The following is a 15,078-nucleotide window of genomic DNA, read 5'->3' on the forward strand; positions in this document are numbered from 1 at the left end:
TGACTAAGCGATTACACTTAGAACAGATCGAGCGTAAGGGAGTGTGCAATGAATTATTACCCGACTTCAAAAATCGTGGGTGAGCAAAGGTTTGGTTTTGGGCCTAGATTAGGTCAAACAGCCTATTATTCTCCTTTAGAACAGTTGGATAAAAAGCCATTCGTTCATCAGTCCATTCAAGCTCTACCCACAACCGAATCTATCCTGATAACCGTCGGTGAGAATCGTGAACAGCGAAGAATGGCTAAGGGTGATGAGCAAAAGATGCAAGCAATGAAGAAAGAGGCACAGTCTTTTCTTCGTACTCACTACCGACAACAAGCTCAAGCTCGCCATCTGCAAAGCGTTGAAACACCTTATGGTTTTCAAGAGCGCATTATTCAGTTTTGGAGTAACCACTTTGCCGTTTCGGTTGACAATCGAAAGCTGATGCCCTTGGCTGCAAGTATTGAAAATGATGTGGTTCGCCAGCATTGGAATGGCAACTTTGGCGATATGCTGATGGCTTCTTCAAAACATCCAGCCATGCTTCTTTATCTAGATAATCAACTCTCGATTGGGCCCAATTCCAAAGTAGGTAAGCGCCGTGATAAGGGGCTGAATGAAAACCTCGCTCGTGAAATTCTAGAGCTTCATACTCTTGGTGTTGATGGCTCCTATACTCAACAAGATGTGATTGCATTGGCGAAGGCGATTTCGGGGTGGGGTATTAAATTCCAATCCCCAAATGCTGGTTTTCGATTCGCCAATAACCTCCATGAGCCAGGCAGTATCACCTTACTTGGAAAATCCTACTCTCAATCAGGTATCTCACAGGGGGAGTCGTGTTTAAAAGCCTTAGCTACCCATAAAGACACAGCCAAACATTTGGTTGATAAGCTTTGCCAGCACTTTATTGGTGGCACGCCTAACGATCTTTCAGAACAGATGGTTGCTGCATACTTAAAGGGCAATGGTGATTTACTGCCTGTTTACCGCTTGTTACTGGGGAGCACAGAGGCAAATGAACCCAAGCCCAATCGATTTAGACCGCCGAAAGAGTGGCTATTTGCGGTACTTCGCAGCGCCGACATTCCTCTTAATGATAAGCAAGCACTGAATACTCTCAATACACTAGGTCAACCACCTTTTAAACCGGGTTCACCGGCAGGATGGTCGGATCAAGATAGAGACTACAACAGCCCTTCGGCATTGACTCAACGTATGCAAGTCGCTAATAGGCTGGCCTCAATCGCGATAAAGTCGGCTAAGGCGTCTGGTACAAAACCAAAGGCGGTAGTGGATGACGTGATCGCAGCTTTATATGGCGATGCGATTGATGAACATACTCAAATTGTTTTGCGCAAAGCCGACAGCGCTGCAATGCAACTTTCCTTGTTGTGGTTAAGCCCACAGTTTCAATATCGTTAGGAGTGGGTATGAAAAAGACAAACGGTTCGCAGACTATGAAGTCGCAAAGTAATAAGCCACACAATCACGGCCTACAAAGTATTCATCGCCGCCAGTTCATGGGCATTGCCGCGGCTGTTGGTGTGAGTGCGATTTTGCCATTTCCAAGCTTTGCCAAAATGCGCTCAGACAATATCTTTGTTTGGATATCACTGCGTGGCGCGATGGATGGGTTAAACGTTGTGGTACCTCATGCTGATCCTGATTATGCAGATCTAAGACCGAATATAGGTTTGAAGCCCGATCAGCTACTTAAGCTAGATAGTTTCTTTGGGTTACACCCTTCGCTTAAAAATTGTCATCAATGGTATGAAAATAAAGAACTTAGCCTCGTTCATGCTTGTTCAACCGCTTATCGCGAGCGTTCTCATTTTGATGGACAAAAGATATTAGAAAACGGCACTTCCGACCCTTTTAATACAGAAGGGTGGCTTAACCGTTTACTTGCACTGAGCTCAGAACAATACGATGGAATCGCGATTGATTCAGGCCTGCCGCTCATCATGCAGGGCGAATCTACCGTGGCAAGTTGGTATCCAAACCGCTTGAAAACACGCGACAAACAAACCGAGCTACTTGAAGAACTCTTCCAAAGTGACCAAATGCTGTCTGCCAACTTTGAAAGCGTAATGAAGATAGATGATCTTGTGGGTGACCAAGGCGTTGGCAAACAATTTAAGTCATTGATGAGTAAAACGGGCGATATCTTATCTGCCGATAACGGGCCAAACATTGCAGCACTAGAATTAGGTGGTTGGGACACCCACGCAAATCAAGGCAGCGTCAATGGTAGGTTGAGTAACCAACTTAAAACCTTGGATGCAGGGTTAGCGGCACTTAAGGAATCGTTAGGTTCACGCTGGAATAATACGGTGATCATCGCCGCCAGTGAGTTTGGTCGAACAGCTAAGGAAAACGGCACAAAAGGCACCGATCATGGCACTGGTAACGTCATGTTGGTTACTGGTGGGGCAATGGCTAACAAGGATTCAAACATATCGAGTTCAAGCGAATCTGGAGGCCGAGTTATCGCAAACTGGCCGGGATTAAGCCAAGAGAATCTGTATCAAGGGCGAGATCTCAAACCAACCACCGACATGCGAGGTGTAATCAAAGGCGTGCTAAGTCAGTATTTGTCGATAGAAACGAAGCAGCTCGACACCATCTTCCCTGATAGTGAAATGGTAAAGCCACTTCAAATGATATGAAGTGGCTTTGAGCCTTAGATTGTGGGCTTTGGGGCATAGCTTTGAATGTGGTTTACGACTTAACCGCCAACAATGCACCGAATGTCACCAATCCAACCCCACACGCTTGATTGAGTCGTTTCTTTGCTCGCAATAAATGCGTCTGTAATGTCTTTGAAGTGAAAAGCATTGCGACAATTCCGAACCACAAGCCGTGAAGAACAATCATGTAAAGCCCATAGCCGAGTGCTACATGTTGGTTGTTAGTATCGGGTGAGATCACTTGGCTGAAGATACTCAAGAAGAACAACATGGTTTTTGGGTTGAGCACGTTACACAAAAAGCCTTGGGCTAAATAACGCCAAACACTGATGCTCTGCGTCGTTCCTTCCATAGGTGCGAGTTGACTGTCTGCGCTTAGAATGCCTTTTATTCCAAGGCAAATAAGGTACGCGGCACCTGAGTATCGAATGATGTCGAAAAGTTGCTCGTTCTGTGAGATTAAGTAACTAATCCCCAGCATTGAATAGCTAATATGAACGCAAATCGCGAGGCTGACTCCTATTGCAGTCCAAATACCGGCTTGTCTACCTTGATTGATACTGTTCTTCAAAACTAAAACGAAATCAGCACCGGGGCTTATAACAATCAATAGTCCTAACACCGCTAAGCTCAACCACTCCATAAATACTCCAATTCTGTTATTTGATGAGCCGTCATTGTATGGTTTTTGTTTGCTGCCTATAATCGAAATGAACTCCATTAACCTGTGAGAAATAATCACACATGAGGCATCTAAAAGCATTTCATGTTTTCCATGTCGCGGCTCACTCTACGAGTTACAGCAACGCGGCAGCAAAACTTAATATTACCCATGGTGCGGTGAGCAAACAGATCAAAGTTCTGGAAAGCTATTTATCTCAAACTCTGTTTTATAAGCAGGGTCGTAATGTGTGTTTGACCACAGAGGGTGAGTTACTCAAAGGTTACACAGAGCAAGCGTTTCAGGCGTTGGATACGGGCGTTAAAAAGCTGAACCAGCTTAATAACCATGCGTTAGAAGTTTCGTGCGAACCAACACTAACCATGCGTTGGTTAATGCCACGTTTAGGTGATTTTTACGCCGAGTCGGGCATTGACGTTCGTTTGTCCACCGCTGGTGGGGCTGTGAACTTAGGTGCGACTGGGTTAGATATGGCAATTCGCCGAGACGACTTCAACGTAACCGAGCACTACAAACAGATTCCGTTGGTCACAGAATGGGTTGGCCCTGTATTCTCGCCTGATTATTGGCAACAGGTTAAAGATAATCTAGGTGATGTGAAATTACTGCACAGCAGCACTCGACCAGATGCTTGGAGTCATTGGGCGTCTATCACTGAAAGCACAGTTAATAGCGGAGTATTGTCACAAGCTGCTGCGAACCAGACATTTGCACACTTCTACTTTTGCTTTCAGGCGACTGTTGATGGTTTAGGGGCTGCGCTTGGGTCTTATCCACTTGTCGCTGACGATATTGAAAGAGGTAACTTGATCGCGCCGTTTGGTTTTGTACCTTCTGGACACCAGTACATACTGCTCACGCAAAACAGCGAGCATGATCAGCCAGAAAACCCGTTTGTGACTTGGCTGAGGAATGAGTTGTCGCAGTGTGTTCCAGGCTATTAACATCTTAAAAACTAACAACCGATATCTTTGTTACTTTAGAAGCTAACTCGTTCTTGATGTTGAGTGCTTAGCAAGTGCATGAGGCGGCACACCAAACGCTTTCTTGAAAGCAATGGTGAAGTTAGAAGGGTGCTGATAACCTGCCTCATAGGCTGCTTCGGTTATTGATACCAAGCCTCGTTCTAAGTGCTGGCGCGCTATATCTAAGCGTCGGTGTCGGATATAACCATTGATAGTGAGATTGTAAGATTGCTTAAATCGACGCTGTAAGTTGGAGATACTCATTGAGAATCGACCTGCGATGCTTTCAAGACTGAGTGGCTTATCTAAGTTGATTTCAATGTAGCTGATGATGTCTTCTATCTTGGCATCGAACCCTTTTTCAGCCGAAACTTGGTTATCGTTTTGGTCAAAAACAACACTCTGATCCGTGCCGTTTGGATTAGCGTTAATGTCCTCAGAAGTGCACTCTTGGCAACATTGTATAGGCATCTGAGAAAGAGTTTGAGCGATCAATTGTTGGGTCAACGTCTCGACGACGAGCTTGTCTTGAAAGTTGGTCGGTGTCGCTTGGCTGGTTAATCTGTTCGTTAATTGAATGATGTCAGGGTTTAGCTCTAACTCGTAAAACGCTTTGTGTGAATCTAGGAATGACTTGTTAGAACAGTGGTCGCTTAAACGAGGCTCTACCCATTGAGGCTTAACCAAGATGTTAATTTTATTCATCTTATTGTTTTGGATTAGTGAACGCCTAAAGTTGGCAGGTTTGGTTAAGTTTACTACTACGCCTTGTGGCCCATTACTGGCATCGAGATCGAACTCAAGATCGTCATAGCCAAAGGTGAGTTTCCCTGCGAGAAGAATGGTAATCAAGATAGCGGAGTGAGCCGTCGATACGATGTTGCTGTCTACTAATTCAATACAACGACCGCCATGAACAAAGATTTGGTCATTGTATTGGTAAGAAAGGAATTTGCCTTCAGCAAGTGATGTCTGCTTGGTCTGCCCTTGTGTCACAATGATCTGCTTTTCAGTCTGCTCGAGCTTTTTGGTCAAAGCGACTTTTTTAGTTAACACTGGTTTGTTCGTTAACACAGCTTTCTTGTTTAATTCGACTCTTTCAGTCATAGCCGTTTCGGCAAGTTTAGTTTGCTTTGATGTTACTTCACTCATTTGACCGTTCCTCATAACACCTATGCGTTTCTGCATGAGCAAATCATCTGTGCATTTATAAATTACAACCCTATCATGTTTGCGAATTATTATCATTTACATCTAGGATTGAATTTATGGAAAGCCCAGTCAACTCAACAATCAAGCTTTCAGCCCTCTGTATTGCAATTGCCAGCGCGTTTAGTAGCCCGGTGATTGCAGAGGAAAACACATCGCACTTTGATGAAGTGGTGGTGTGGGGAACGAGAGTATCAAGCAACACTGAATCGATCATTGCCGATGACATGTCACTCAAGCAAGCTGACCATATGTCAGATCTACTGCGTGAGATTCCCGGTGTTGATGTTGGGGGAACGCACTCGGTGAACCAACGAATTACCATCCGTGGCTTAAGCGAAACTGACTTAGACATTCGACTCGATGGTGCTTCTCAGCACGCCAATATGTTCCACCATATCGGTAACTTGACGCTTAACCCTGACATCTTGAAATCGGCCGATATCCAAGTCGGTAATAACTCGGTTACGCAAAATGGACTAGGCGGTTCGGTGCTTTTTGAAACCAAAGATGCGAAAGATCTGCTTCGTTATGACGAGAGTTTTGGCGCTCGTGTTTATGGCGGCTACGCAACGAATGCAAGTCAGCAAGGTTCTTTAACTGTGTATGGTTTGTTGTCGGATAAGGTTGATGCCATGCTCTACAGTCACTATATGAGCCGTGATGATTTTAAGGACGGCGACGGCAATGAAACCTTCGGCTCAGAAGGGGACGTGTATAACATTCTCGGTAAGATTGGTTATGAACTGAGTGACTTACACCGCTTTGAACTCTCTTATGATCTCTACCGTGATAGTGGTGATTACAGCCCGCGTCCAGATATGTCGGGTGGCGCGAATGAAGGCTTGTCTAACGATATTCTCATTCCTACTGACTATGACCGTGACACGATAACGGCTAGCTATGAGCTACGTGGCGAAAGTCACCAAGGTAACGTGACTCTGTACAACACAGAAACTGAAATTCAGCGTGATGAAAGCGTTATGGCACCGCGTTGGCCTTCGAATCGTTTATCTAATAACGCGGCGAAGAACCAAAACTTTGGCTTGAACGCGAAGTTCCAATCGGACTATCGCTTGATGTCGTTTGATAACATCGCGACCTATGGTTTTGACTACATGGACAAGTCATCAAGCAGCTATATCGGCAGCAGTAAGTTTATGGACGAGTCAGCAATTTCTACCGCACTTTTTGTTGAAGACCAATTCTACTTTACCCAAGCCTTTTCTATCACTGCGGGCGTCCGCTTCGATGATTATCAACGCAAAGCCGAAACTGGTAACGACGACTTTGACGACGTGACATGGTCGCTGGCAACACAATGGGATGTCACTCAAGATTGGACGTTGTTTGCCAGCATACGCTCGTTGTTCAAAGGCCCAGAGTTGATGGAAACCTTTATCGTTTATCAAGATGCTGCGTTTTTAGCGGACGATATTAAAGCCGAAACCGGGCAGAACACGCAAGGTGGCGTGCGTTTTGATAAGCGTTTAGATAACCACTTCATCGGAGCAAACCTAACCGTATTCCAAACCAATATCGATGATTACATAGCTGAAGAGTATCAGCCCGCGAACCAGAGTTACTTGATTTACAACTTAGGCGACGTGGAAATAAAAGGCTTCGAAGCTAGCCTGTCTTATGGCTACGAGATGTTTAACAGTAAGCTGTCTTATGCACGTTCAGATACTAAAAATAAAGACACAGGCGGCGCTGTCGCGGGTGGAAATGGACGCAGTATTGATATGGGTGACAGCATCACGCTAACACTGGATTATCAGTCTGAAGCGCTAGAAACGATCTTTGGTTGGAACTCAATGTTGGTGAAAGACGAAGACAATGTATTCGATGGTCAGCCAATTAAAGAAGGTTACGATGTTCATAACCTTTACGCTCAATGGGTGCCATCAAATGTTGACGGACTGTCTGTTACCTTTGGTATCGATAACGTGTTTGATGAGCAATACACCTCACACGCATCTCGTTCAGGCACAGAAAGAGGCTTTACCTTGGATGACTATGAACCTGGCCGTAACTACAAGCTTTCTGCCGCGTATCAGTTCTAGAAAGGTTTAAATTCGTAGGTTTGGTTGGAGCGATAAACTCACGGTCGTAGGGATCCGCAAAGCTTATTGCCCAAAACTGAAGTCATTCTTTAAGTCAGTCGTTTAAGCAGTTCCTTTCTGTAACTAGCTTAAATGACGAATGAAAATTAAAGCGCCTCTCGGGCAAGGAATCGAGAGGCGCTTTAGTTTTAGATTGTCTGAACAGTTAATCAGGCTCCACAATGCTATTCAATTGGCAGAGACAAGACACCACCATTGAGTTCGACTTGGTTTAGCCATTCTGTTGGAATTGCGCCGTCTTCTTCGTAGAAGCAGGCTGCTAATACCGCGCCAATCACGATCGCACGTCCGCAACTATCACCGCCACATAAGATGTTATCTCGAATGCCTTGTTTAAAGCTTTGAGCGCCAGCAATGATGCGAATTAGCAATGGGAACGCGGCATTCAATTCACAATGGAGTCCAAACTTCTTCGCGGCATCTGTTATTGAAAGCTCAGGTTCAGTCAGTGCTTCATCGATTTGATCGTGTATAAACTTGCTGCAGGTCTGTCTTACCATTTCTACCGATTGTAGTGGTGAATTACCTTGTATCGCAGCTTGAATCAGTAGGGTGATGGCTTGTGCCCACTCTACCGCTTTATCATTATTATTAGTGACTCGAACCGCACTCTCGACCATAGCCGGTAAGGTGTGAGAAGTGTAGGTACATGCCACCAAAGGAATAAGTTTTGAAACCGCAGGTAATTGGGTGTCATCAGCGCCACAGGCTGTGATTGGGGCATCAGTTAGCTCCAATTGATGCATGTTCAGCAAGCTCATACGAGTCGCTTTATCAATGTAGCCTTGCCAACTGCCACCAAAATCAAACCAGAAACGGAAGTGCTTAATGTAACTCGCTTCATCGTATTGTTGATTGTCGACTAGGCTGTCGACCATCGCCAATAACTGAGCACCGTATTGCGATTGATCACCTGCGGTTTTTCCTTGGTGCGCGAAGTAGCCTTTGTCTTGATAATCGAACTGGTTTGGCGAACGAAATTCTGGCTCAAAACCAGCAACCTGTAAGATCCTCTCTTGGTCATACAGCCAATGCAGCCCCATTGAAGCGGCGTCTCCAACCAATGCGCCCACAACGGCGCAAAAAGCTCTTTGTTTATGATTGTCCATGCTGAGTGAAGTCCTTGAGAAAAATCAATGAAATTGGGTACTAAAAGTATAGTGTTTAAATGAGGGGTTTGCTGTGTTTCGATAGAGAGTTTTTAACGAATTAAACCTGATTGGTCAATGAGTTAAACCAATCAGGTTAAGTTGATGAATATTATCAATTAGGTGTTAATTCTGGCCATCGAACCGATGCTTGAATTCACGTTCAAATAGCCAGCGATGTTAGCGGTTTAGATAAACACTCGATCGTTGCTCGATTACTTTGAAAATACTTGAAAGAGTGAAACATAGTGCGAAGTAGACCGCGCCTACAATCAACCAGATCTCGAAGATCAAACCGGAAGAGTTGGCCATTTCGGTGCCAACAAACGTCATTTCTTGAATCGAAATCAATGACACAATTGAGGTGTCTTTAACCAACGAAATTGCCTGACCTGCCAAAGGTGGTGTAATCGCCGTTAATACCTGAGGGCCAACTACAAATCGATATTTAGAGAATGCAGACAACCCGAGCGAATCAGCCGCTTCCCATTGCCCTTTAGGAATGCTTTCTAAACCAGCTCGAATCACCTCAGCGATATAAGCGGAAGAGAGCAGGCCAATACAGATAACACCAGAGGCTAAGTTTTCCCATAGGTTTGCGGGCCCGAATAGGAAATCTTGAACAGCGTTAATTTCGCCATTGTGTTCACGTAAAATGCTTTCTAAGCCAAGTAGTGGGATCAGCTGGTTAGAGACAAAGAAGTAAAAGATAAACACAAATACCAATGGTGGAATATTTCGAACCAACTGGATGAAAATCAGCGCCGGTGTTTTGAAGAAAGCGATCTTAGAGTGTCTTGCTACCCCTAACAGTGTGCCGAAAGAGAGCGCTAACACCATGCTCCATAAGCTCAAACGCAATGTTGCGACCAAGCCTTGGAAGAAGTAGGGAATACTGCCTTGAGAAGGTGGAATAAAAATTAATGTGAACGCGTCTTCCCATCGCCACTGATAGTTGATACCGACAGAAGAACGATAATAAAGCCAACCTGCGAACGCACAAATAATGGCAAACAACACACCATCTAAGAGATTGAGGCGTTGATACCAAGGCTTCATGTGAAGGTTGGGCTTGGGCGTTGATAATGCGCTAGTACTACTCACGTCATTCCTGTTTAAACATTAATTATTATTGGGTTGTTGCTTGGATCTAAAACGAATCAAATAAAGCGTCTTAAAAAGGCTACTTAAGTTTTCGATGAGAAGGCAGTGCAAACAGCGCACTGCCTTGATTTAGATTCGACAGATTAGCTCATATTAAAAACTGAGCTCAGCTTCGGATTACTGACCTTGAGCAATCTGATCTTGCCAATCTAGAGTAGAGAACCAGTACTCGTAACGCTCTTTCAACCAACCGTCTTCAGTACGTGCTTTGATCCACGCGTTGAAGAATTCTGTTTTGTCTGTTTCGCCTAGGCGCACAGCGAACGCTTCGTTACCTTTTGACAGACGCTCTTCAAATGGAATGAATAACGTGTCTGCGTTTTTAATCGCTTCGTGTTCTGGTTTCGGGCTAGACGCGATAACCGCGTGTGCATTGCCGTTTAACACTTCTTGGAATGCTTGAGCATCGTCATCGAACTGAAGTACTTTTGCTTTCGGGAAGGTTTCACGAGCCACTTGAACTGTGAATGCGCCGCGACGTGCTGCAATTTTCACGCGACGAGAATCGAAATCAGAGATCTGAGTAAAGCCTTCAGCTAACTCTTTGTTTGCTGCCAATTGAACACCTGAGTGAGAATATGGTTCAGTAAACAATACACTCTTAGAGCGCGCTTCAGTGATAGACAAACCGCCGATGATCGCATCAAACTTGTTCGACAGTAGAGAAGGAATGATGCCGTCCCATGCCGTCGGTACGAACTCAACTTTCCAGCCTGAATCTTCAGCGAGGCGTTTTGCCACATCGATTTCAAAGCCAACAAGGTCGCCTTGTTTGTTACGCATCGCCCAAGGTACAAAAGTCGACATACCAACACGAATAGAGCCGCGTTCGTTGATTTTGTCTAGGTTAGGCGTTTCAGATGCAAGTGCAGGCAAACTTACGGCAAGCGCAAGTAGAGCTGTAATTGCGGTTTTAAATAGCTTCATGCTGATAAATCCTTATTGTGTTCGCCAGTTAGCTCCGAGCTTATGCTCAAGCCAAGCAGCAACGGCAGAAAGTGAAAGTGTAAGTGCAAGATAAATGATCGCCACAGAGAACCAGATCTCAAATGGCATCGCGGTTTCAGAAACAATGTTTCTGGCTTCGGTTGTCAGGTCGAAAATAGCCATGACACTCACAATCGAAGAGTTTTTAATAAGAGAGATAACTTCATTCGTTAGAGGCGGCAACGTGCGTTGAATCACCTGAGGAAGAATCACATCCCAATAAGTATAGGTCTTTGATAAGCCCAAAGATTGAGCTGCTTCAAATTGTCCTTTAGCAATGCCATTTAAACCTGCACGAAATATTTCGGCAGTGTACGCCCCTTGGAAAAGTGCCAAGGCTAAAACAGCGGTGCTAAAGCGGTCTAGCCCCAATACAGGGCCAAAGACAAAATAGAGCAAATAAATTTGTACTAATAACGGCGTGTTACGAATCAACTCGACATAGCTGGTGGCTAGGGTACGACCAACCACAGAATTAGAATTGCGTAACAGGGCTGTGGTTAAACCAATGATTAGTGTAGCGACCAAAGAAATCAGAGAGATATTAATGGTGACTAGCAAACCTTCCATCAATTCTGCAGGCCACCATTCACCGTCTTCATAAAAGGCGATGTAGTCGGGCACTCGCTCCCATTGCCAGCTGTATCCCATGGCTTGAGCACCAGAATCGAGGATCCAGATAACTGCAGCCGCGAGCACAATAATTTGTACCAATGCGGATAGGGCAGGTTTCACTATTTTAAGCAGCATCAGTAAGTCAGAATCTGATTTAGGAACGCTTGAGTACGCTCGTGTTGAGGGTTCTCGAATAAACACAGTGGCGTGTTGGATTCCACGATTTGTCCTTCATCCATAAAAATGACACGGTCGGCAACACGTTTCGCAAAGCCCATTTCATGAGTCACACACACCATGGTAATGCCTTCACTCGCGAGCTCAACCATCACATCAAGTACCTCGTTGATCATTTCCGGATCAAGGGCAGATGTCGGCTCATCAAACAACAGCAGTTCAGGTTTCATACAAAGAGAGCGAGCAATCGCCACACGCTGTTGTTGACCACCAGAAAGCTGAGCTGGGTATTTATTGGCTTGCTCTGCAATGTGTACACATTCGAGATAATGCATCGCTGTTTTCTCTGCTTCTTCTTTGCTTTTCTTGAGCGTACGAATCGGAGACAGAGTCAGGTTTTCAAGCACAGTAAGATGGGGGAATAAATGGAAGTGCTGAAACACCATTCCAACCTGGCCAGGAGTGTTGAACTTACACGGGAGCGCTTGTTCTAGCACGGAAAGCGCGCCACTCTCGAAGGGTTCTAGCTGATTGATACAGCGGATCAAGGTTGATTTACCCGAACCAGACGGTCCGCAAATCACCACTATTTCTCCTTGTTCAATCTTTAAATCGATATCCTTTAGGGCATGAAAATCACCATACCACTTGTTAAGTGACTTAAACTTAACCATTTCCTTGAGATTGTTCAAATCGTTGTTCATACCTAGTAAAGAGACAGGTTTACCTTAACAATATAGAAATATGATTGCACATAAAATTAAGGACTTATGAGAATTTAATAGCATCTTGTAGGGCAAATAAAAAGCAGCGCCCAAAATGAACGCTGCTTTTGATATACGAAAGACCAAAGAATTTGGTTCAGTGTGAGGCCATAAATATTATATAAGGCATTTCACTCGTTCAATTCACCTTTGTATTTTGATCTGTCTTTTGCTTTCTTTAAGTTTTAGCGAATCTTAGTGAATCGCAGACTCTAGAATCTCACGCGTTTTCTCTGGCGTGATTGCTTGGTTCTCACCTAGTTGTAGGTAACCGTGTGATTCAAGTTGAGCAACAACGTTGTCGATTGCTGCCGCTTTAGTTGCTTCGTAGCCGTCGAACATAGTTGCAACGTCTAGGCTGTGGTAGAACGCCTCGATTGCAGTGATTGTACGTTCTGCTAGGTCAGCACCCGCTTCTAGGCCAAATACGTTACGACCCATTTGCTCTAGCTTGCCACGCTTCGCTTCGATTTGGTTACGAAGTAGTGAAGGTTGAACAATCGCAAGTGAGCGTGCGTGGTCTACGTGCCATAGTGCTGTGAACTCGTGGCCAATCATGTGTGTTGCCCAATCTTGAGGAACGCCAGTACCAATCAGGCCGTTTAGCGCTTGGTTTGCTGTCCACATTAGGTTTGCACGCCATGCGTCGTTGTCACGCTCGTCGTATTGCTTACCCAGTACAAGTAGGTTTTTCAGCAGTGTTTCTGCGTAACCGTCTTGAACCATCGCGTCTGTTGGCATTGTGATGTATTGCTCACACACGTGTACCCAAGCATCAACTAAACCGTTGATCAATTGGCGTTCAGGCAGAGACTTCATTACATCTGGGTCCATTACCGCAAACTTAGGCTGTACTGCAGGGTTCATGAATGCCAGTTTCTCTTGAGTCGCTTTACGCGTGATTACTGCACCCATGTTAGATTCAGAACCCGTAGCAGGAAGCGTCAGTACTGCACCGATTGGTGTTGCTTCTGTTACTTGGTGTTTGCCCGCTAGGATGTCCCAACCGTCACCGTCGTATTTAGCCGCTGCAGCCACATACTTAGAACCATCGATTACCGAACCACCGCCAACAGCGATAATGAATTCTACGTTTTCTTCTTTAACAAGAGCGACTGCTTTGTCTAGCGTCTCTTTTGTAGGGTTTGCTTCAACACCCGCGAATTCAATCCAAGCGTGATCTTTAAGAGATGCGACTACCTGGTCGTAAACGCCATTGCTTTTGATTGAACCGCCACCGTAGATGACAAGTACTTTCTTTGATGTATCAACCGCTTGGCTGATAGCGTTGATTTGACCTTGGCCAAAGTGAATCACAGTAGGGTTAACATAAGTAAATTGCATTGTAGGTTCCTTGTGTAAAGCTAGATTTTTTATTCTGATGTGTTGCTCAATTTCTATATTTGCATATTAGTACAGGAAACTAGGGTGGTGAAGACCAGTTTCTCCAAATTAATTGCCTATTTCTACAAAGTTGTTATTCTTTTTGGGCTTTTGTGCAAATACACTCCGCACCTTGAATGGAATATAACCCGTTATGAATACACTCGCTCAGTTAATGCAGTCTTACGTAGAATACAAAGGTTGGAATGATCTCGAAGGGATCAGAGAAACTGAGATCGAGGGCGTCTGGTTTTACCGAAGCAGCGGTGGTAACCAACGCCAACCTTTTACCTATCAGTCTGGCATCATCATGCTTGGGCAGGGCAAAAAGAACATCTATATTGGCGAAAGGCCTGTTACTTACGCTGCGGGTGATTACCTTGTCGTCGGAGTACCAATGCCATTAGAGTGCGAAGCCTTACCTGTTGATGGTGAACCTTTGCTTGGTTTGTCTATCAACATTGATTCTCAGCGTTTACACAGTTTGGTGAAAAAGCTAGAAGACCAAGGTTTTCTCGAAAGCTACTGCAACAAGCATAAGCAGAACTCGAGTGGTTTAGAGTCGACACCCATGGAAGAGCAGATGCTAGACAGCTTTACTCGACTGATCAAAACACTGCATTGCGACATCGAAGCCAACATACTGGGCGATGCGCTCGTCAGTGAAATTGTTTATCGCGCACTAACAGGTTCAGAAGGACGTGTGTTGTTCGATCTTGCCCATCACGACGGCCATTACGCACGTGTTGCCAAAGCACTGTCTAAAGTACATGAAGAGTATGACCAAACCATTACCGTTCAATCGTTGGCCGATGAAGCGAACATGAGTGTGTCTGCTTTCCACAATGCTTTTCGTAATGTCACCTTCGAATCGCCCCTTCAATACTTGAAGAAGGTAAGGCTCAACAAAGCCAAAGAGCTGATTCAGTCAGAAGGCCTGCGAATCAATGACGCTGCACGCCGAGTCGGCTACTCCAGCCCATCCCAATTCAGCCGTGAATTTAAGCGCCACTTCAACACAACCCCAAGAGCAGTGTAGTTCTTCTTTCTAGCGAATCTATGTTCCGAAACGTGCGGTATTTCATGTTATGCAATATCACACGTACCTTTTGGTTGATCGAGAAGCATTTATTTTATAAATGTCTATCATTGAAAACCAAATCAAAAAATTTTAGCCAAT

At 44.8% G+C, this 15,078-nt stretch carries 13 protein-coding genes; 5 read left to right on the forward strand and 8 right to left on the reverse strand.

The features are described 5' to 3' along the window. Positions 1-48: 48 nt before the first annotated feature. A complete protein-coding gene (locus QUF19_RS23550; RefSeq protein WP_286300226.1) occupies positions 49-1,410 on the forward strand; it encodes a DUF1800 domain-containing protein in 1,362 nt (453 codons plus the stop codon). An 8-nt stretch (positions 1,411-1,418) separates the two neighbouring features. After that, positions 1,419-2,657 (forward strand): DUF1501 domain-containing protein, encoded by a 1,239-nt coding sequence (locus QUF19_RS23555; protein WP_286300228.1) that lies wholly within the window; start codon positions 1,419-1,421, stop codon positions 2,655-2,657. Between the two features lie 52 nt (positions 2,658-2,709). On the opposite strand, the gene QUF19_RS23560 is transcribed toward QUF19_RS23555, so the two are convergent. Further along, positions 2,710-3,321 carry a LysE family translocator gene (locus tag QUF19_RS23560; protein ID WP_286300230.1) on the reverse strand — a complete coding sequence of 204 codons (612 nt, stop codon included), beginning with the start codon at positions 3,319-3,321 and terminating at the stop codon, positions 2,710-2,712. 101 nt (positions 3,322-3,422) lie between these two features. Between QUF19_RS23560 and QUF19_RS23565 the strand changes: the two genes are divergently transcribed. After that, positions 3,423-4,304, forward strand: coding sequence for a LysR family transcriptional regulator (locus QUF19_RS23565; protein WP_286300232.1), 882 nt, complete (start codon positions 3,423-3,425; stop codon positions 4,302-4,304). 42 nt (positions 4,305-4,346) lie between these two features. Here the strand turns inward: QUF19_RS23565 and QUF19_RS23570 are convergent, their stop codons facing one another. Then, positions 4,347-5,573 (reverse strand): helix-turn-helix transcriptional regulator, encoded by a 1,227-nt coding sequence (locus tag QUF19_RS23570; RefSeq protein WP_286300234.1) that lies wholly within the window; start codon positions 5,571-5,573, stop codon positions 4,347-4,349. Positions 5,574-5,593: 20 nt separating this feature from the next. Here QUF19_RS23570 and QUF19_RS23575 point away from each other — a divergent pair, with 20 nt between their 5' ends. After that, positions 5,594-7,600, forward strand: a complete 2,007-nt coding sequence (locus QUF19_RS23575; RefSeq protein ID WP_286300236.1) for a TonB-dependent siderophore receptor — start codon at positions 5,594-5,596, stop codon at positions 7,598-7,600. A 224-nt stretch (positions 7,601-7,824) separates the two neighbouring features. Here QUF19_RS23575 and QUF19_RS23580 read toward each other — a convergent pair whose 3' ends face one another. From QUF19_RS23580 to QUF19_RS23605, 6 genes are all read right to left on the reverse strand, one after another. Then, entirely contained in the window at positions 7,825-8,769 is a 945-nt protein-coding gene (locus QUF19_RS23580) for an ADP-ribosylglycohydrolase family protein (RefSeq protein WP_286300237.1), read from the reverse strand. A gap of 219 nt (positions 8,770-8,988) precedes the next feature. Beyond that, the gene (locus tag QUF19_RS23585; RefSeq protein ID WP_286300239.1) at positions 8,989-9,912 is read right to left on the reverse strand and encodes an amino acid ABC transporter permease; all 924 of its coding nucleotides are present in this window, start codon (positions 9,910-9,912) and stop codon (positions 8,989-8,991) included. Between the two features lie 177 nt (positions 9,913-10,089). Further along, entirely contained in the window at positions 10,090-10,899 is an 810-nt protein-coding gene (locus QUF19_RS23590) for a transporter substrate-binding domain-containing protein (protein WP_286300241.1), read from the reverse strand. A 12-nt stretch (positions 10,900-10,911) separates the two neighbouring features. Next, on the reverse strand, positions 10,912-11,709 hold the full coding sequence (locus QUF19_RS23595; protein WP_286300244.1) for an amino acid ABC transporter permease: 798 nt from the start codon (positions 11,707-11,709) through the stop codon (positions 10,912-10,914). Beyond that, a complete protein-coding gene (locus QUF19_RS23600; RefSeq protein ID WP_286300246.1) occupies positions 11,709-12,455 on the reverse strand; it encodes an amino acid ABC transporter ATP-binding protein in 747 nt (248 codons plus the stop codon). The genes QUF19_RS23595 and QUF19_RS23600 overlap by 1 nt, the downstream gene beginning before the upstream one ends. Before the next feature lie 255 nt (positions 12,456-12,710). After that, positions 12,711-13,859: an iron-containing alcohol dehydrogenase gene (locus tag QUF19_RS23605; protein ID WP_286300248.1), complete on the reverse strand. Its 1,149-nt coding sequence runs from the start codon at positions 13,857-13,859 to the stop codon at positions 12,711-12,713. Between the two features lie 193 nt (positions 13,860-14,052). Between QUF19_RS23605 and QUF19_RS23610 the strand changes: the two genes are divergently transcribed. Continuing rightward, on the forward strand, positions 14,053-14,937 hold the full coding sequence (locus tag QUF19_RS23610) for an AraC family transcriptional regulator (protein ID WP_286300250.1): 885 nt from the start codon (positions 14,053-14,055) through the stop codon (positions 14,935-14,937). The last annotated feature ends 141 nt before the right edge of the window (positions 14,938-15,078 follow it).

Origin of the sequence: Vibrio sp. FE10, from assembly GCF_030297155.1 — a bacterium.
Classification (GTDB): domain Bacteria; phylum Pseudomonadota; class Gammaproteobacteria; order Enterobacterales; family Vibrionaceae; genus Vibrio; species Vibrio apostichopi.